The organism is Luminiphilus syltensis NOR5-1B, from assembly GCF_000158175.1.
Classification (GTDB): Bacteria; Pseudomonadota; Gammaproteobacteria; order Pseudomonadales; family Halieaceae; genus Luminiphilus; species Luminiphilus syltensis.
Map to the genome: position 1 here is coordinate 1127096 of NZ_DS999411.1, position 16803 is coordinate 1143898.

Below are 16803 nucleotides of genomic sequence, written 5' to 3' on the forward strand. Positions count from 1 at the left end.
GATTAGCTGGGTCGGTAGTCGGGCTTGGTCATGGTGAGCTGGTAGGTGCCGATAATCCGCTCCCGGAACCCGCCTTCGCAGTAGCTGAGGTAAAAGCGCCACATGTTGATGAAGCGATCATCGAAGCCCATTTCTTTCACCTTATCGAGTTGATCGAGAAAGGTATGGTGCCACGCTTTCAGGGTCAGCGCGTAATCATGGGTGATATCTCGAACACCGGTCATATGAAGATCGGTAAAATTGGACAGGTTGTGATTGATCACCTGTAGTGAAGGCAGGCAGCCCCCGGGGAAAATATAACGCTTGATAAAGTCGACATAATCCCGAGCCTGCTCATAACGCTGATCCGGCACGGTGATGGCCTGAATAACCATTTTGCCGGTGGGCTTGAGAAGCCGCGCGCAGGTTTCGAAATAACTTTGGTAGAACTGGTGGCCTACGGCTTCGATCATCTCGATAGATACCAGCTTGTCGAATTTGCCTTCAAGGTCGCGGTAATCGTCGCACAATACCGTGATTCGATCCTGGAGTCCCTTGGACGCAACAAGGGCTTTGGTGTGTTGGTACTGTTCCTCGGAAATGGTCGTCGTCGTGACCTTGCAGCCGTAATTTTCTGCCGCATAAATCGCCATGCCGCCCCAGCCGGTGCCGATCTCGACCACCTCATCACCCGGTTGCAGGTCGAGGGCTTCGCTGATCAGCTCCAGTTTGTGCAGCGAGGCCTCATGAAGATCGTGGCTGTTTTCAGGAAATACGGCCGCCGAGTACATCATGGTGTCATCGAGAAACAGTTTGAAAAATTCATTGCCGAGGTCGTAGTGCGCCGAGATATTCTTGCGCGACCCCGAATACGTGTTTCGGTTACCCAGATGGGATAGTTTGAGTGCGAGGTTCACCCACCAGTGCTGGTTGTCTTTCATCGCATCCATGGTTTCCATATTGGCGCTGAAAAGACGGGTTACCTCGGTCAGGTTGTCGCTGCTCCAATCCCCATCAATAAACGCCTCGCCGGAGGCGACGGTGCCGCCGGTGAGTACCCGTCGATAAACGCGGTGGTTGTGAACCACCACCTCGGCATGGGGCTCGTCGGGCTGCTCGTCAGAGCCAAAGTAAAAGACATCATCGCCGTCGTGAATGGTCAGACTGCCGACACGAATACCCCTCAGAACCTTGAGTAGGATGGAGCGGGCGACTTCGGGTCGCTTTATTCGGCTGACCGCAGGCAGTCGGGCGATGTTTCTGACGCTGGCATCACTCATTTCAGATTCCTTAATGCTTGGTTGTCGCTTTACCACCGTCAGTCGGTGTTGTGGTTACAGGATGTGGGTACAGTGGTGTCCGCTTCAGCCACAACCGCAGTGCCTGCCAGTAGGTGCCCAGCAGGATGTGCGCGGTGTGGAAGGGGTAAGTCACCAGTGCTCGGTTCATGGCGCCAGCGTTCAGGGGCTGTGCCGTGAGATTGAGGACTGCGTCGAAAACCCGATTCTGCTCGTGGATTGTAGCTAACTGGATGGTCAATGTGTCCCCCGGCGCATTGCTTCGCCAGCGATACACCATATCCATGGGGTTGAAGGGAGAGACATGCAGGGCTTTGTTGAACTCCGCAGCGAGGGTCGTCGCCTCTTCGGGGGCACGCAGAACGTAGCTGAAGCTCTCCCCCCAGGGATTATTGGTCACATCGGCGACAACATATTCCAGTTTCTGACGATCTTCGTGGTAGCAATAATAGGTGGCAATGGGGTTGGTTTGAATACCAAAATAGCGCCAGTTAGCGAGCAGGAATATGGGCCCCTGGTGCCGCTCACCCGTCTCTTCAAAGATGCGCAGCCTGACCGCGTCGACCAGTGACATCGAGGAATCACCGAGGAAATCGTCCCGCTTGAACCGGGCGATAGCCGGGTGGGTGGCAGACCACAGAGGAATCTGTTTCACCAGCTCGGGTAGTCGTTGCAGTTCTACGAAGGGCATGAAAACCCGTTGACTGAACTGGTGCTGGGTCGGTCGGTAGCGAAGGTGGCGTAAGACGCCGGTGTAAAGCCGCGAATTCACGCCGCGATCATGCCGCCTTGTGCAAGAGAATCGGCAACCCGCAGACCGCTGACGAGCCCGTCTTCATGGAAACCGTTGCGCCAGTAGGCACCACAGAACCAGGTACCGCGAACACCGTTAATCTCCGACCATCGCGACTGGGCCTTTATCCCTTCAACGGAGAACTGGGGATGCGCGTAGTTGAACCGCCCCAGAATTCTGCGTGGATTGATGGCATCGGTGTCATTGAGGGTGACACAAAAGGTCTCGGGGGCCTCGATACCCTGAAGGATGTTCATATTGTAGGTCAGCACAGCGCGATTATTACCCGGACGCAGGCGGTAATTCCAGCTCGACCAGGTGTTGCGATTCTTTGGTAGCACGCGGGTGTCGGTGTGTAGCACCACATCGTTGTCGCGATAGGCCAATGCACCGAGAATCGATTTTTCGTCAGGACTGGGGTCATCGAGCAGTGCCAGCGCCTGATCCGAATGGGTGGCGATAACCACCTCATCGAAATGTTCCTTTTTGCCGTCCGGTAACGTCAAATCGACGCCCCCTGAGGGTGGGCGCTGTATTTTGGAGATCGGACAGCCGGTTCGGATACGGTGTTCGAAGTCCTGCACCAGCGGGGCGAGGTATTCGCGACTACCCCCTTCGATTACCCGCCATTGCGGTCGATGGGTGACGGACAACAGCCCGTGGTTGCGAAAGAAGCGGATAAAAAATTCGACGGGAAAATCGCGGGCATCACTGACGTCGGCAGACCAGATCGCCGAGGTCATTGGAATAAGGTATTGATTGCAGAACGCATCGCCATAACCGTTGCGCTCGAGGTAGTCACCGAGTGTTTCATCGCCCCGCAGCCGATTGCCGTCCAAATCCTCCACCGATTTCCGGTTGAAGCGCAGGATCTCGCGGACCATTTTGATAAAACGGGGTGAGACAAGATTGCGCCGCTGGGCGAAAAGCGTGTTCAGGTTGTTGCCCGCATATTCCAGTCCAGACACCTCATCGCACACCGAAAAGCCCATCTCGGTAGGCTTGCTCGACACCGCCAGTTGGTCGATGAGTGCAATAAACTCGGGATAAGTCCAGTCGTTATAGACAATGAAGCCGGTATCGATCGCATAGCGCCGGGCACCCAGCTTGACGTCATAAGTGGCGGTGTGTCCGCCGATGCGGGGTCCCGATTCAAAAACGGCGATGTCGTGGCCGGCTGCATGCAGCCGCCTGGCACAACCCAGTCCGGAGATGCCGGCTCCTACTATCGCTATTTTCACCAATGGCTCCGTGGGATTTTTGGGGGAAAGTGGTAGAGCAATTAAATACGGCGACCCCAAAGGCTCGGATCATTGAGGTATTGTTTACCTTGCGATGCGGCCCCACATAGGGGAAGCTGCAGGATGGGTTGCCATCCGATGGTGACGCGCCGATGGATAATGTTATGAATGAGGGGATTTCTTTGCCGGTGAGTGGCAACAACAAATCGTGGACTGCACCTACGGGCCGACGCACCGACGAATGGAGCGAAGCGCTCGTATTGATTGGTAAAAGCCAGGATCGCGCCGCATTTACGCGTTTCTTTCGACACTTTGCCCCGCTGATCAAGGCCTTTGCGCTCTCGGGTTCTAACCTGTCAGCGAATCACGCCGATGAATTGGTTCAGGAAGTGATGCTCAAGGTCTGGCAGAAAGCCGGTGGCTTTAACCCTGAGAAGGCCGCTGCGAGCACCTGGGTGTATACCATTGCCCGCAACTGTCGTACCGATATGTTCCGTAGGTTACAGAAATTCGATACGCCGCTCGCTGCTGAGGACTTCAATTTCGAGCTTGAAGAAGAAGAGCCCTTCGCCGTGCTACATACCCGCCGCGGCTCCGATCGCATTAGAGAGCTTATGGGCGAGCTGCCGCCCGACCAGGCGCAGATCCTCGCCAAGGTCTATATGGAGGGTAAATCCCACTCTGAGGCCGCCAATGAGCTGGATCTGCCGCTGGGCACCGTCAAATCCCGGGTGAGGCTCGCTATCCAGAAACTCCAGGTGCACATGGAAAAGGCGTAAAAATAACAGTTAACGGGTCGGAATCGGTAAACCACTTTCCCTCACCCCCCGTATTTTCTAACAACCGGTACACGTGCAGGTGCACAACCAAACTTACAGATAGGGTCGTCGCGCCGGTAGGACGATCAGAGGTTTCGACTCATGGTCAATCATCATCCGACCGCAGATTTCTTAACGGATTACGCCACTGGAGCCATGCCCCCTGCGCAGGCTGCCTGCATATCCGGGCACGTCAATTACTGCGAACAGTGCAGGCGTTCGATAGAGCAACTCCAGGACATCGGGGGTGCGTTGTTGGAGCGCTTGCCGCCTGCGGCTGTTTCCGAGTCGGTACTGGACAATGTGCTTGCCCGCCTCGATGAGCCCGCACCGTTGAGCTTTGATACCAGTAAGCGGGGGCTCACTGACACTGCGATTCCCGGCCTGCTGCAGCGGCTGATTAACGGTGATTTCAGCGAACTGGTGTGGCGGAAAATCACCGGCTCGCTCAGTGTCAGCTACCTGAAAACGGGCGATGAGCACCACGAATTTGCCCTCTATCGCATCGCCGCGGGCGGTCAAATCCCGGAACACGATCACGAGGGCAGCGAAATGACCCTGGTGCTTCAGGGTGGCTTCTCGGACGAAAGTGGCCATTACGGCCCCGGTGACTTTGTTTACCGAAAACCTTCGGAAACCCACGCTCCGACTGCCATTCAGTCAGAAGAGTGCATTTGTTTGGCGGTCATGGATGCGCCACTTCGATTCACCCGCTGGCAGCATCGTTGGCTGAATCCTTTCTTGCAATTACGTGCTGGCTAAACGTTGCCGGCACAGCGGTGTGCCGGCGTAAAAGGCCAATCTCCAGTCACATTAACCGCGTTTCTGAAATGCGAGCAGCTTTTAGGCCTGCTTTTTAGTAAATTGGCGCGCTTTACAACCTAATAAAATAGGGCGATGACACAATGTTAGTAGCCATACCCCGAGAGACGCACCCGGGTGAAAACCGCGCGTCCGTTACTCCAGAGACCATCAAAAAGCTGACTCGTCTGGGCGCTGAAATGGTGGTTGAGGCTGGCACCGGCGCCGGATCCGGCTTCAGCGACGAAGAATTTGCCGAGGCTGGAGCGACGATTGAAACCGATCGCGATGCCATGCTGGGCAAAGCCGATATGGTGCTGCGCTTGCGCAAGCCCGATATTGAAGAGGTCGCCAAGCTGAAGAGGGGCTGCATCCATGTCAGCTATCTGGACCCCTTCAACGAGCACGACCTCATTCGCGCGTTTACCGAGCAGGGCGTTACGGCGATCAGCATGGAAATGATTCCGCGATCCACCCGAAGCCAGAAGATGGATGCCTTGAGCTCACAGGCCAACCTCGCAGGCTACATCGCGGTAATGCTCGCCGCGGCCCAACTTCCACGCATTCTGCCGATGATGATGACACCTGCCGGAACACTGAAGCCCGCCAAGGTCTTTATTATCGGCGCTGGTGTTGCGGGCCTGCAGGCCATCGCGACCGCCAAGCGTCTTGGGGCGCGCGTCACCGCTTTTGATACCCGCCCTGTGGTTGCCGAGCAGGTGGAGTCGCTGGGGGCCAAGTTCCTGGAGATTGACCTCGGTGAAATGGGGCAGACGGCAGATGGCTACGCGAAGGAGCTGACGCCCGAGCAGGTGGAAATCCAGCGCCAGGCGCAGAAGGAGATCATTGCTGACTCTGACGTCGTGATCACCACGGCCCAGGTGTTTGGTCGCAAGCCTCCAGTGCTGGTGACCAGGGATATGGTCGAAGGCATGACGCCCGGTTCGGTGATTGTCGATATGGCGGCGGAGACCGGTGGCAACGTCGAGGGCTCACAGCCCAATGAAACCGTCGAAGTGAACGGCGTCACTATCGTGGGCACGGGCAATCTCTCCAATCTTGTCGCACGCGATGCCACTCAGATGTATGCGAGCAACATGTTTAACCTGGTAGATGACACCTGGGATGAGGAGTCGAAGCAATTCGTGCTCAACCTCGAGAACGACATTCTCCCCGGCTGTGTAATTACCCACGATGGTGCGGTAATCCATCCGACCATTAAAGACATTATTGACGGAGCTAGCTGACATGAACGGTGCTGAATTTCTGCTCTTTATCCTGATGCTCTCAGTCTTTCTCGGCTTCGAGTTGATCAACAAGGTTCCCGCGACGCTGCATACGCCGCTAATGTCGGGCGCCAATGCTATTTCCGGAATCACGGTGGTGGGTGCAGTCGCACTGGCGGGTGCGGGTGATCCCACAACGTCCAAGATACTCGGCGCTGCTGCGGTCGGGCTTGCCATGATCAACGTGGTGGGCGGCTATATGGTAACCGACCGAATGCTTGGCTTCTTCAAGAAGAAGGAGGGTTGATCATGGACACCGCATCAATCATTGCGTTTGGCTATGTAATCGCCTCCGGGCTGTTTATTTTTGGCCTGAAGCTGCTGGGTTCCCCGGCCACCGCACGCAAGGGCAACATGATCTCCGCCGTGGGTATGCTCATCGCGGTATGCGTGGCACTGCTCGACCAGGGCATTGTTGATTACACCTGGATTGCAGGTGGCATGATCGCCGGTGGTCTTATCGGTGCCATCGCGGCGCGTGTCGTCGCCATGACGTCAATGCCGGAAATGGTCGCTTTGTTCAACGGATTTGGCGGTGCGGCCAGTCTATTGGTCGGTTGGGCCGCATTAACCCCCGATTCCTCTACCTTTACCTTGATCACGATCGTGCTGTCTATTCTCATCGGTGGGGTTACCTTAACCGGCTCGCTGGTGGCTTACGGCAAGCTGTCCGAAGTACTTGGCAGTGGTGCGGTGAATTTCAGCGGTCAGCAGATTGTTAACTCTCTGGTGATACTCGGTGTGGTCGCTGGAGCGGTCCTGTTCTGCATGAATCCCGCGGACCCTACTTTCCTGTATGTGGTTATCGGGCTGGCGCTGTTGTTCGGCGTCATGGCGGTAATACCGATCGGCGGCGCGGATATGCCCGTCGTGATCTCGCTACTGAACTCGTACTCCGGCCTCGCCGCCTGTGCGGCGGGCTTCGCCATCAACAACAATGTGCTGATTGTGGCCGGTTCGTTGGTGGGTGCTTCCGGCATCATTCTTACCCAGATCATGTGTAAGGCAATGAATCGCTCGCTCTCCAACGTGTTGTTCTCAGGTTTTGCCAGCGTCTCCAACGAAGTCACCGAAATTGATGGTGAAGTCAAGCCGATCTCTGCCGACGATGCCTACTACATTCTTGAAGCGGCAACCAATGTGGCTATCGTTCCGGGTTACGGTATGGCGGTTGCCCAGGCACAGCATGTGGTGAAGGAGCTGACTGAGTTGATGGAGGCCAACGGTGCGGAAGTCAATTTTGGCATCCACCCGGTAGCCGGCCGTATGCCGGGGCACATGAACGTACTCCTCGCGGAGGCCGACGTGCCCTACGACCAGTTGCTTGAAATGGACGAAATCAACCCCCGCATGGCCAACGTGGACGTCGCGATCATTATCGGCGCCAACGATGTTGTGAACCCAGCGGCTCGTGAGGTTGAGTCGTCGCCGATCTACGGCATGCCGGTGATCAATGTATCGGATGCGCGGACGGTATTGGTGCTCAAACGATCAATGGCGTCGGGCTTTGCGGGTATCGAGAACCCATTGTTCTATAAAGAAAACACCCGAATGATCTTTGGTGATGCCAAGGAAACCCTGGGTCACCTGGTGCGTGAATTCGGTGACTGATCAATCCGCCGGCGGCGTTACCCGTCGCTGGTGGACCGTTCCACCTCTGTTTGCTCTACCACTGAACGCGCGGGCGTAAGTGGCGCTTCCCTGAACTGCAATTCAGCCAAACGCTTGTACAGCGGTGACTGTAGTAGCAGTTGCTCATGGGTGCCGGTGGCGACCACCTGGCCCTGATCCATCACCGCAATCTGGTCAGCATTGATAATCGTCGACAGGCGGTGAGCGATGATGACGGTGGTTCTGCCGCGCATAATGTCGCCCAATGCCTGCTGTACGTGGTATTCACTCTCGGTGTCGAGGGCGCTGGTTGCCTCGTCAAGCAACAGGATCTCCGGGTCATCAAGAATCGCTCGGGCCAACGCGATTCGCTGTCGCTGACCACCGGATAGCTGCATCCCCTGTGCACCGAGGGTGCAGTCAAAACCACCGGGAAGTTCGCGAATAAACACATCGGCGTGTGCTGCCCTGGCGGCCGCCAGCACATCGCTGTCGCGGGCGTCGGGTTTGCCGTAAGCAATGTTGTCCCTGACCGTACCGGTAAAGAGCACCGGATTCTGTGGTACCAAAGCGGTCTTGCTGCGCCAGCTGTGGAGCGAAAATTGGCGCAAGTCAGTGTCGCCGTAACGGATGGCACCGGATTGCGGGTCGTAAAATCGTTGCAGCAGTTCGAAAACGGTCGATTTTCCGGCCCCCGATGGCCCCACCAGCGCTAGAGACTTGCCCGGCGCAATCACCAGATTGAAGGCGTCGAGGGCGGTGTTGTCAGGCCTTGATGGATAGAAAAACCCCACGCGGTCGAAGACCACGCGCTCCGGACCGGGCGCCGGCAAGGCGCGGCCTTCATCGGGCACCTGCGAGGTGGTCGCGAGTAGCTCGAGCAGGCGTTCGGCAGCCCCCGCCGCCCGCTGCAGGTCGCCCCAGACCTCCGACAAGGTGGCGAAGGCACCACCGACCATAATGGCGTAAAACACGAAGGCGCCGAGATCGCCGGCGGTCATCCTGCCGCTGATGACATCGTTGCCCCCGCTCCAGAGCATGGCGGTCATTCCCGAGAGCGACAAAAATATTGCCACCGCCATCAATATGGAGCGCTGGCGAATCCGCCGCTTGGCGATTACAAACGCGCGATCCACCTCGCCGTCGAAGGCGCTGACCTCGCGACCCTCCTGTTTGAAACTCTGAACCACTTTAATGCTCTGCAGGACTTCTCCAGCGTAGCTGCCTACACTCGCAATACTGTCCTGGCTTTCGCTGGAAAGCCGTCGAACTTTGCGCCCAAAAATGAGAATGGGGGCGATCGTCAATGGGACTATGAGCAAGATGAACAGGCTGAGCTTAAAGTTGGTGAACAGCATCAGGGCAAGTGCACCGACGAGGGTCAGCGTATTTCTCGCCGCCAGACTTACCGATGACCCTATGAGCGTCTGCAGCAACGCGGTATCGGTGGTCAGGCGAGACATGATTTCCCCCGCCTGATTTTGCTCAAAGAAGCCCGGGTGCAAGCGCACCAGATTGCGGAAGACCGCGCTGCGCAAATCGGCGCTGACACGTTCGCCCAGCCAGGACACCAGATAAAAGCGCACAAAGGTGCCAAAGGCCATGGCCATACTGATGCCCACCAAGAGCAGTACGGCGGATTTCAGCCCGTCCTGATTTCCCGCGGAAAACCCCGAATCAATGAGAATTCGTACGCCATAACCCAGCGATAAGGTCGCCCCGGCGGTTAGCATTAGTGCAGCGGTCGCGCCGAGCAGCCTTAATTTATGCGGCCAAAGAAAGATAAGCACCTGTCGCAGCGCCGACATGTCGCGACTCTTGGGCGCGTCCTTTACATAGGCCATGACGTGGATCCGTGGGGTATGGGCGGGTTCATGTCAGCGAGGTTTTGAGGCTTCAGGGGAACCCTCGGGTGGGAAGTCGAGGGAATCCTGAAGACGCTCTTTAGCCTCGGGAGACCAGTCGGGGAAGGGGAGCTCCTGCTCTTGCTTCCAGCCTTGCAGTTTTGCCTCGACCTCGCTGAGTATTTGCTCCGATGCTTTGTGAAAGTCCCGAACCTGAAGCACTTGTCCAGCACCAGAGAATATTGCGCCGTTGCTGTGAACCGTGTCGATGAGGCGCAGGTTTAAATCTTCTGCGATGCCGAGGTATTCCTGGTAGTTCCGAGTATCTATACCGGCATCAATACGCAGCACTGCGGTGGCCGCTTCAATGGTCTCGAGGCGAATGCTCACCGTATTTGCGATAACCCGCGGGTGGGCGAGGAACAGTGCCCGAAGCTCCGCCAGAATAACTCGCAGCTGCGACGAGGTGGGCATCTGCAATTGCAGGCGTTTGAAATAACGAATCCGATCACGTTCAGCAAGGTTCTCCACCTCGACGGAGGAAAATACGGCGTTCGGAATACTCACCAGGGTGCGATCGAGGGTGCGCAACAGCACCGAGCGAAGGCCGATTTCCTCGACGACCCCCACGGTGGTGCCAAAACGACACATATCGCCGGGGCGCACTGGCCGCGCTGAATAAAGGGTGATTGCGCCGATAATGTTTTCCAGGGTTTTTTGTGCCGCCAGGGCCACTGCCAGCGAGCCAACCCCCAGCCCCGCCAGAATCGTAGTGATTTTAAAGCCGGCCTGGTTAGCCCACAGCAGTGCGGCGGTGATGAACAGAATGATTTTGATGATCAGGGTGAGCGGTCGCAGCAGCGCGATGAACTGAACGTCCTGCTTTCGTTGCAGATCGCGAATCTTGTAATCCCTGAACAGGGTTATCAACCCCGACAGGAGAACGGTCACCGCAAGATAGTCGATGCCTGACGACTCGAGATAAACCCGGGCGGTTACCGACAGACCGAGATGCCCGATAACCCATTTGATCAGCATAAGGTAGATAAAGACTCGCGCCGGCAGCCGCCAAAACCGCCGGATTCCGGCGTCGAGATCGAAATGGGGCCTGAGGCTCAGCCAGGTAAGCAGCCAGGAAATCAACAACGCCACAAACCAGCCGAGCACCAGGGCGATGCCGAGCGCGACGGTCTGCCAGTTGGTCATGCCCAGGAATCTGAAGCTCGGTAGATGATCACCGGCCCATACTGCCAGCTCGGTGTAACCCAGCTCTTTCCACATGGCCGGGAGCTGGGCAATCGTCTCGTTGGAGATGCGCCAGATCCTGCCCCCGCGGCCATCGGGTATGTGTTGGAGGTAGAATGGCACTGTGCGATCGCTGAGTGTAATCACACCGACCTGATCCCGGTAAGCGGGTAAATCGTCATCGAGATCACCACTGGGCAGGTCGCTGATACTGCTGAGGTCGACCACATTCTGCAGCGACCAGACGAAAAGCAGCCCGGCGACCAGATCTTCGGGTGTGTGCTCAGTGATTTCTTTGGGCAGATAACGCAGATCAAGGTACAGCGCCGCTTCAGTCATATTGCCTTCATTGAAGGCGGTGCCGAGGCCGACAACCGCTTCCAGGGGGGTTCGCGCAAAGCCCGGTTCGAAGCCATGTTGACGTTTCGTGTTAAGTATCTGCTCCGCGGATTCCTCGGTCCGCAACAGCTCAGCGACGGTCCCGTTGGCCGCTGCTTCGTCTGCTGCTACCTCTGCCATGTTCTCCTCGGCTTCTGAAGCAGCGGCTGTCGTCGCTCTCTTTCCAACGCCGTCCTGTTGCGCCGATGCCGTATCGATAGACAGCGCGAAAATAAGAGCCAGGAACACTGCCGCTAACGCTTTCGCCATTGAATTACACCGGTTGTTATCGACGTGTAGTGTAGCGTCAAATCCTGACGCATAACGCGGGTGCAATGTTTTACGTGGCGGCGTTGGTGTTTTTGCGTTGCTTATCAATATTTTTACCGAAAAATATGCCAACTTCGAACAGCAGCCACATGGGCAGCGCCAGCAGCGATTGCGATACCACATCCGGCGGTGTCAATAGCATTCCGAAAACGAAACAGCCAACCACCACATAGGGGCGTTTTCTGGCCAGGTTTTCGGCGGTCGTCGCACCGGTCCATATCAGTATCAGCGTCGCTATCGGCACTTCAAACGCGATGCCAAAGGCAAAGAATAGCTTGAGAACAAAGTCGAGATAGCTGTTGATATCGGTCATTACGGCGACCCCGTCGGGCCCGACGCTGGTGAAAAAGGCAAAAATCAGCGGGAATACCACGAAATAGGCAAACGCTGCGCCGGCGTAGAACAGCGCCACACTGGAGAATAGGAGTGGAAAGGCAATACGCTTCTCGTTGCGGTACATCCCGGGCGCGATAAACGCCCATATCTGATAAAGAATCACTGGAATCGCCAGGAACAGTGCCAGCACCAAAGTCAGCTTGAAGGGCGTGAGAAAGGGCGAGGCGACCTCGGTAGCGATCATCGTCGACCCCTCGGGTAACAATTCGCGAAGGGGGTCGGAGACGAACTGATAAATATCGTTGGCAAAGGGGAACAGGCAGATAAAGCCGATCAGTACCGCCAACAAGGCGCGCAATAATCGATCGCGCAGTTCAGTCAGGTGCGCAACCAGCGGCTGAGGCGTGTCCTCGGCATCGTCACTCATGTTTCTTGGCGCTGAGCTGGATCAGGTTGCGGCGCGCCGGCGTTCCCGGCTATCCCAGAAGGTCCCCCGAGCTCGGTTTCCGGTTCTGCGGCGGCCGCAGTTTGTTTGATATTGGTATGAACGTTCCGGAGTTCCTCAGAGAGGCCTTCGGTTTCGGACCCGATCTCCGATTCGATTGACGTTCGCGCCTGATCAAACTCATCTTTCAGCCCTTTGGCACTGTCGCGAAGCTCACGCATGACTTCATCGTTGTGCAGCTCGCGTGCAACGTCATTCTTGAGTTCGGTAACGCTGCGCCGAATCCGGTTGACATAGGCCGATACCGTACGGATGGTCTCCGGCAGGCGCTCGGGCCCGATGACGACAAGCGCCACGACTCCGATAAGCAGGAACTCCGCAAATCCGATATCAAACATGCCCTGAAGACTCAGTCCTTCTTGGGTGTCTCGTCGCTTTCACGATTCTGGATGGTGGCTGTGTCATCGCTGGTCGATTCCGATTCCGATTCCGATTTCTGCTTGTCATCATTGACGCTGTTCTTGAAGCCTTTGATGGCGCTGCCGAGGTCGCTGCCCAGGCTTTTGAGCCGGCTCGTTCCAAAAATCATTACCACAATCGCGAGAATGATAAGGAGCTGCCAGATACTGATTCCACCGATTCCCATAACGCTACTCCCTATTTGATTCTGTGTTGAACGAAATGCCTATGACGGACGATTTGCCTTTTCTTCGAGACCTGACAAGCCGAAACGACCCGCCAGAATGCTTAATACATCATTGTGACTCAATCCGAGGTGCGACAGCATCACCAGTGAGTGAAACCAGAGGTCGGCAACCTCCTCGGTCAGCGCCTCTTTAGTGCCGCTTTGGGAGGCATCCTTTGCTGCAATAATGACCTCGGTGGCCTCTTCGCCTACTTTCTCGAGAATCTTATTGAGGCCGGAGGCATGCAGGCCGGCTACATAAGACTTACTCGGGTCGGCATTTTTACGCTGCTCGAGGACCTGCTGCAACCTGTCCAAGGTATCACTCATCCGTCGCTCTCCTTACCCAGGCGCCATTCGCCGTCGACGGGCTGGTAAAAGAAACAATGTCTACGCCCCGTGTGACAGGCGCGGCCACCGATTTGCTCAACGGACAGCAAAAAGGTGTCGCCGTCGCAGTCCAGCGCAATACCCAGTAGCCGCTGCACGTTGCCCGAGGACTCTCCCTTGCGCCAGAGACATTGGCGGGAGCGCGACCAGTAAACAGCTCTGCCTTCCGCCAGCGTCGCCTCGAGCGCCGCTTCGTTCATCCAGGCGAGCATCAGCACATCACCGGTAGCCGCATCCTGCGCTATGGCAGGTAACAGTCCATTGTCGCCCCATCGGGGCTGCATTCGTTCGGGCGCTTCGCTGTAGCTGGGTTCATTCATGATGAGAGTATGCCAGAGCGCTAGCGCTTAAGGCTGAAAGTACCTGCCGCTATTAATATCAACCCGATCAGAAGCCCCGGAATATCGTCGGGGTAAACACTGTACCCCCGACTGACCAGAAAGCCACCGGCGACGAGCATGACTGCGGCGGCCCACGGTCGCGCCGCAGGAGCCGGACTATTCAGGGGCTCACGCAGGCGGCTAAGAGCAAGATCGGGTAATTGCGGTAGCGTTTCCAGAATGCTCGGCGCCTCCTGTTGAATGCGACGTAACAGATTTTGTGGCGAGTAGCGCTCTGCAAGCCAGCGCTCGAGAAAGGGTTTTGCGGTATCCCACAGGTTGAGTTCGGGGTACAGCTGGCGACCCAGTCCTTCAATATTGAGCAGGGTCTTCTGCAGTAACACGAGTTGTGGCTGAACTTGCATATCGAAGCGGCCGGCGGTGCGGAACAGGCTCACCAGCATGCCACCGAACGAGATATCACCCAGTGGTCGCTCGAACACCGGTTCGCACAGGGCGCGCATTGCCGATTCGAACTCGGCGATGGGTGTATCGGGTGGGACCCAGCCGCACTCTACGTGTAATCGGGCGACCAAACGGTAATCCTGCTCGAATATGGCCAGCAGATTGCGTGCCAGATAATAGAGATCGTCCTGCTCAAGCTGCCCGACAATGGCGCAATCTATAGCGATATATTTAGGCCTCTCCGGGTTGCTGGTATCGACAAAGATATTGCCCGGATGCATGTCGGCGTGGAAAAAGCTGTCGCGAAGTACCTGGGTAAAAAAGATCTCCACGCCTCGCTCAGCAAGCACGCGCATATTGACCCCGCGCTCGCGCAGGGTATCGACGTCGGTAACGGGAACCCCGTAAATACGTTCGCTGACCATGACGGTCTGCCGCGTCAGCGGCCAGATAACTGCGGGTACCATTATGAGGTCGCTGTCGAGGAAGTTCCGTCGCAGCTGTGAGGCATTGGCAGCCTCGCGTCGTAAATCAAGCTCGTCGAGCAGCGTGCGTTCGTAATCCGCCGCTACCTCGCGGGCGCGTAAACGCCTGCCTTCTGGCATTAACCAGGCCACCCATCGCGCAGCGATCTTGATCAGCTTCAGGTCGGCATTGATCACGGGAAGAATATCGGGCCGCAAAACCTTGACCACGACTTCATCGCCGGTAGGCAGTTGTGCTGAATGCACCTGTGCGACAGATGCCGCGGCCAGGGGTTCGCGATCAAAGCGCGCGAACAGGCTGTCGATAGGGGAACCCAGCGCTGATTCGATCAATTCTTGTGCGGTATCCGACGCAAAGGGTGGGACTGTGTCCTGCAGCAGCGCGAGCTCTCTGGCGATGTCGTCCGGAAGAAGATCCCGGCGCGTGGATAGCAGCTGGCCGAACTTGATGAAGACAGGCCCGAGGTCTTCGAGTGCACGCCGCAATCGCACACCGCGGGCATCGTCGATCGCCGCCCGGGCTTTGGGGTGCAAGCGCAAAATACCGCGCAGGATTTTGCCGCGACGATCCTCGGGTAGAAACTCGTCGAGCCGATAGTAGGCTGCGACCCGATACAGGGTAAATAAACGAATCATACGCCCGCCTTATCGAGCCGACGTTTCAGGCGCTCGATACGGGATTGGAGACGATCAACACGGTGGCCAACGGCCTGTACCTGCTCAAAAAAGTGTTCAAGCTCGGCTTTGGGCGGCGACAGCCTGCCTTCCTCGAGAATATATTCTGATAACTGGCGTCGCAGGCTGGTGACTGCATTGCTGCCCCAGGCGAAGGTCGCGCGCATGGCCTCGGCCAACTGATGACCGGCGACGTCGCCGAGCTTCTCGACCAGCGGCGCCTCCCAGTCCACGTCCATGCGGGTGACTATTTGCTGAATCGCAACCAGGGGTGCTGTGTTACCCACGATTTCGAGCTCGCTGTTAATCAGTGTGGCGGCGGGATCGTCAGACATCGCCAGTGCGATGAAATCCTCGAGCGTGCCGCGCACCCTTGTGGTTGCCTTGTCCTCGCAATAGCCCATGAGTTGTAACGTGCCCTGTGGCGCCACGCGGATGAAGACAGTGACCTCCGGTGCCGTACATTCGATCGCCAGCACCACATTACCCAGATCGCCAAGCTCACGGGATGCGGCGGGTGCCAGGGCAAGGGCGCGATTGATGGCCGCCTCGAGTCCGGCCAGCAATCCGCTGAGTGCGGCGGGGTCGTGGGTTTGATTCACGTCAGGCCTTGATGCCGCGGTGAACGGCAACAATACCGCCGGTCATGTTGTGGTACTGGCAATCCACGAAGCCGGCGTCTTCCATCATCCCGAGCAGGGTGTCCTGATCGGGGTGTTTGCGAATGGACTCGGCCAGATAGCGATAGCTGTCCGCGTCGTTGGCGACCACGCGACCCATGAACGGCAGGATGCGGAACGAATAGGTATCGTAAGCCTGCTCAAGCAGCGGATTGGTGGGCTTTGAAAACTCAAGTACCAGGAGTCGACCACCGGGTTTCAATACCCGCTCCATGGAGCGGAGCGCCGCATCCTTGTCAGTGACATTGCGCAGACCGAAAGCGATGGTAATGCAGTCGACGGAGTTGTCAGGGAAGGGCAGTGCCTGAGCGTCACACTGGACCAGGTCGATATTGCCGAGGGCACCCCGGTCGATCAGTCGGTCGCGGCCAACCCCGAGCATTGCCGCGTTAATGTCTGCCAGCACGACCTGGCCGTCGGGGCCTACAATCCGTGAAAAACGCTCCGCTATATCGCCGGTCCCGCCGGCGATATCCACCACTACCTGTCCCGGCCGCACCGCGCTGAGTTCAATGGTGAAGCGTTTCCACAGCCTGTGAATGCCCGCGGACATCAAGTCGTTCATCAGATCATAACGAGCGGCTACTGAGTCGAAGACACCGCGCACCATATTGACTTTCTGATCACGTTTTACCCGTGAAAAGCCAAAGTCGGTCGTGTCGTCGCCGGTCGGCGTGTCTTTATCCTGATCGGTCATG

At 57.0% G+C, this 16803-nt stretch carries 18 protein-coding genes; 5 read left to right on the forward strand and 13 right to left on the reverse strand.

Annotated elements, in window-relative coordinates; translation table 11 throughout:
• Positions 1-2: 2 nt before the first annotated feature.
• From NOR51B_RS05065 to NOR51B_RS05075, 3 genes are read right to left on the reverse strand one after another with little or no spacing between them, the layout of a single operon-like run.
• On the reverse strand, positions 3-1259 hold the full coding sequence (locus NOR51B_RS05065; RefSeq protein WP_009021470.1) for an SAM-dependent methyltransferase: 1257 nt from the start codon (positions 1257-1259) through the stop codon (positions 3-5).
• Between the two features lie 10 nt (positions 1260-1269).
• Entirely contained in the window at positions 1270-2049 is a 780-nt protein-coding gene (locus NOR51B_RS05070; RefSeq protein WP_009020101.1) for a DUF1365 domain-containing protein, read from the reverse strand.
• Positions 2046-3311: an NAD(P)/FAD-dependent oxidoreductase gene (locus tag NOR51B_RS05075; RefSeq protein WP_009019286.1), complete on the reverse strand. Its 1266-nt coding sequence runs from the start codon at positions 3309-3311 to the stop codon at positions 2046-2048. The genes NOR51B_RS05070 and NOR51B_RS05075 overlap by 4 nt, the downstream gene beginning before the upstream one ends.
• Before the next feature lie 152 nt (positions 3312-3463).
• Here NOR51B_RS05075 and NOR51B_RS05080 point away from each other — a divergent pair, with 152 nt between their 5' ends.
• From NOR51B_RS05080 to NOR51B_RS05100, 5 genes are all read left to right on the forward strand, one after another.
• The gene (locus NOR51B_RS05080; protein ID WP_009019934.1) at positions 3464-4090 is read left to right on the forward strand and encodes a sigma-70 family RNA polymerase sigma factor; all 627 of its coding nucleotides are present in this window, start codon (positions 3464-3466) and stop codon (positions 4088-4090) included.
• Between the two features lie 141 nt (positions 4091-4231).
• The gene (locus tag NOR51B_RS05085) at positions 4232-4891 is read left to right on the forward strand and encodes a ChrR family anti-sigma-E factor (protein WP_009018838.1); all 660 of its coding nucleotides are present in this window, start codon (positions 4232-4234) and stop codon (positions 4889-4891) included.
• Between the two features lie 143 nt (positions 4892-5034).
• Positions 5035-6177 (forward strand): Re/Si-specific NAD(P)(+) transhydrogenase subunit alpha, encoded by a 1143-nt coding sequence (locus NOR51B_RS05090; RefSeq protein ID WP_009020364.1) that lies wholly within the window; start codon positions 5035-5037, stop codon positions 6175-6177.
• A 1-nt stretch (position 6178) separates the two neighbouring features.
• Positions 6179-6463, forward strand: coding sequence for an NAD(P) transhydrogenase subunit alpha (locus NOR51B_RS05095; protein ID WP_009019057.1), 285 nt, complete (start codon positions 6179-6181; stop codon positions 6461-6463).
• A 2-nt stretch (positions 6464-6465) separates the two neighbouring features.
• Complete coding sequence (locus NOR51B_RS05100) at positions 6466-7827, forward strand: NAD(P)(+) transhydrogenase (Re/Si-specific) subunit beta (protein WP_009021731.1); 1362 nt, start codon at positions 6466-6468, stop codon at positions 7825-7827.
• Between the two features lie 17 nt (positions 7828-7844).
• Here NOR51B_RS05100 and NOR51B_RS05105 read toward each other — a convergent pair whose 3' ends face one another.
• From NOR51B_RS05105 to ubiE, 10 genes are all read right to left on the reverse strand, one after another.
• Entirely contained in the window at positions 7845-9671 is a 1827-nt protein-coding gene (locus NOR51B_RS05105) for an ABC transporter transmembrane domain-containing protein (protein ID WP_009021019.1), read from the reverse strand.
• A gap of 33 nt (positions 9672-9704) precedes the next feature.
• A complete protein-coding gene (locus tag NOR51B_RS05110) occupies positions 9705-11564 on the reverse strand; it encodes a mechanosensitive ion channel family protein (protein ID WP_009020679.1) in 1860 nt (619 codons plus the stop codon).
• Between the two features lie 70 nt (positions 11565-11634).
• Positions 11635-12387, reverse strand: coding sequence for a twin-arginine translocase subunit TatC (gene tatC / locus NOR51B_RS05115; RefSeq protein ID WP_009019500.1), 753 nt, complete (start codon positions 12385-12387; stop codon positions 11635-11637).
• On the reverse strand, positions 12384-12803 hold the full coding sequence (gene tatB / locus NOR51B_RS14850; protein WP_009018828.1) for a Sec-independent protein translocase protein TatB: 420 nt from the start codon (positions 12801-12803) through the stop codon (positions 12384-12386). The genes tatC and tatB overlap by 4 nt, the downstream gene beginning before the upstream one ends.
• Before the next feature lie 11 nt (positions 12804-12814).
• Positions 12815-13051 (reverse strand): Sec-independent protein translocase subunit TatA, encoded by a 237-nt coding sequence (gene tatA / locus NOR51B_RS05125; protein ID WP_009020030.1) that lies wholly within the window; start codon positions 13049-13051, stop codon positions 12815-12817.
• 39 nt (positions 13052-13090) lie between these two features.
• Positions 13091-13420 carry a phosphoribosyl-ATP diphosphatase gene (locus NOR51B_RS05130; RefSeq protein ID WP_009019346.1) on the reverse strand — a complete coding sequence of 110 codons (330 nt, stop codon included), beginning with the start codon at positions 13418-13420 and terminating at the stop codon, positions 13091-13093.
• A complete protein-coding gene (hisI, locus tag NOR51B_RS05135) occupies positions 13417-13800 on the reverse strand; it encodes a phosphoribosyl-AMP cyclohydrolase (RefSeq protein WP_009020376.1) in 384 nt (127 codons plus the stop codon). The genes NOR51B_RS05130 and hisI overlap by 4 nt, the downstream gene beginning before the upstream one ends.
• Before the next feature lie 20 nt (positions 13801-13820).
• Positions 13821-15386: a ubiquinone biosynthesis regulatory protein kinase UbiB gene (ubiB, locus tag NOR51B_RS05140; protein ID WP_009019520.1), complete on the reverse strand. Its 1566-nt coding sequence runs from the start codon at positions 15384-15386 to the stop codon at positions 13821-13823.
• Complete coding sequence (locus NOR51B_RS05145) at positions 15383-16027, reverse strand: ubiquinone biosynthesis accessory factor UbiJ (RefSeq protein WP_009019632.1); 645 nt, start codon at positions 16025-16027, stop codon at positions 15383-15385. The genes ubiB and NOR51B_RS05145 overlap by 4 nt, the downstream gene beginning before the upstream one ends.
• Position 16028: 1 nt before the next feature.
• Positions 16029-16802, reverse strand: coding sequence for a bifunctional demethylmenaquinone methyltransferase/2-methoxy-6-polyprenyl-1,4-benzoquinol methylase UbiE (gene ubiE, locus NOR51B_RS05150; protein WP_009019438.1), 774 nt, complete (start codon positions 16800-16802; stop codon positions 16029-16031).
• Position 16803 lies beyond the last annotated feature (1 nt).

Coding starts and splice junctions, on each gene's coding strand:
- tatC (WP_009019500.1), bottom strand. CDS start 12,387: ATGAGTGACGATGCCGAGGACACGCCTCAGCCGCTGGTTGCGCACCTG.
- ubiB (WP_009019520.1), bottom strand. CDS start 15,386: ATGATTCGTTTATTTACCCTGTATCGGGTCGCAGCCTACTATCGGCTC.
- NOR51B_RS05105 (WP_009021019.1), bottom strand. CDS start 9,671: ATGGCCTATGTAAAGGACGCGCCCAAGAGTCGCGACATGTCGGCGCTG.
- NOR51B_RS05110 (WP_009020679.1), bottom strand. CDS start 11,564: ATGGCGAAAGCGTTAGCGGCAGTGTTCCTGGCTCTTATTTTCGCGCTG.
- NOR51B_RS05100 (WP_009021731.1), top strand. CDS start 6,466: ATGGACACCGCATCAATCATTGCGTTTGGCTATGTAATCGCCTCCGGG.
- tatB (WP_009018828.1), bottom strand. CDS start 12,803: ATGTTTGATATCGGATTTGCGGAGTTCCTGCTTATCGGAGTCGTGGCG.
- ubiE (WP_009019438.1), bottom strand. CDS start 16,802: ATGACCGATCAGGATAAAGACACGCCGACCGGCGACGACACGACCGAC.
- NOR51B_RS05065 (WP_009021470.1), bottom strand. CDS start 1,259: ATGAGTGATGCCAGCGTCAGAAACATCGCCCGACTGCCTGCGGTCAGC.
- NOR51B_RS05080 (WP_009019934.1), top strand. CDS start 3,464: ATGGATAATGTTATGAATGAGGGGATTTCTTTGCCGGTGAGTGGCAAC.
- NOR51B_RS05085 (WP_009018838.1), top strand. CDS start 4,232: ATGGTCAATCATCATCCGACCGCAGATTTCTTAACGGATTACGCCACT.
- NOR51B_RS05095 (WP_009019057.1), top strand. CDS start 6,179: ATGAACGGTGCTGAATTTCTGCTCTTTATCCTGATGCTCTCAGTCTTT.
- tatA (WP_009020030.1), bottom strand. CDS start 13,051: ATGGGAATCGGTGGAATCAGTATCTGGCAGCTCCTTATCATTCTCGCG.
- NOR51B_RS05130 (WP_009019346.1), bottom strand. CDS start 13,420: ATGAGTGATACCTTGGACAGGTTGCAGCAGGTCCTCGAGCAGCGTAAA.
- hisI (WP_009020376.1), bottom strand. CDS start 13,800: ATGAATGAACCCAGCTACAGCGAAGCGCCCGAACGAATGCAGCCCCGA.
- NOR51B_RS05090 (WP_009020364.1), top strand. CDS start 5,035: ATGTTAGTAGCCATACCCCGAGAGACGCACCCGGGTGAAAACCGCGCG.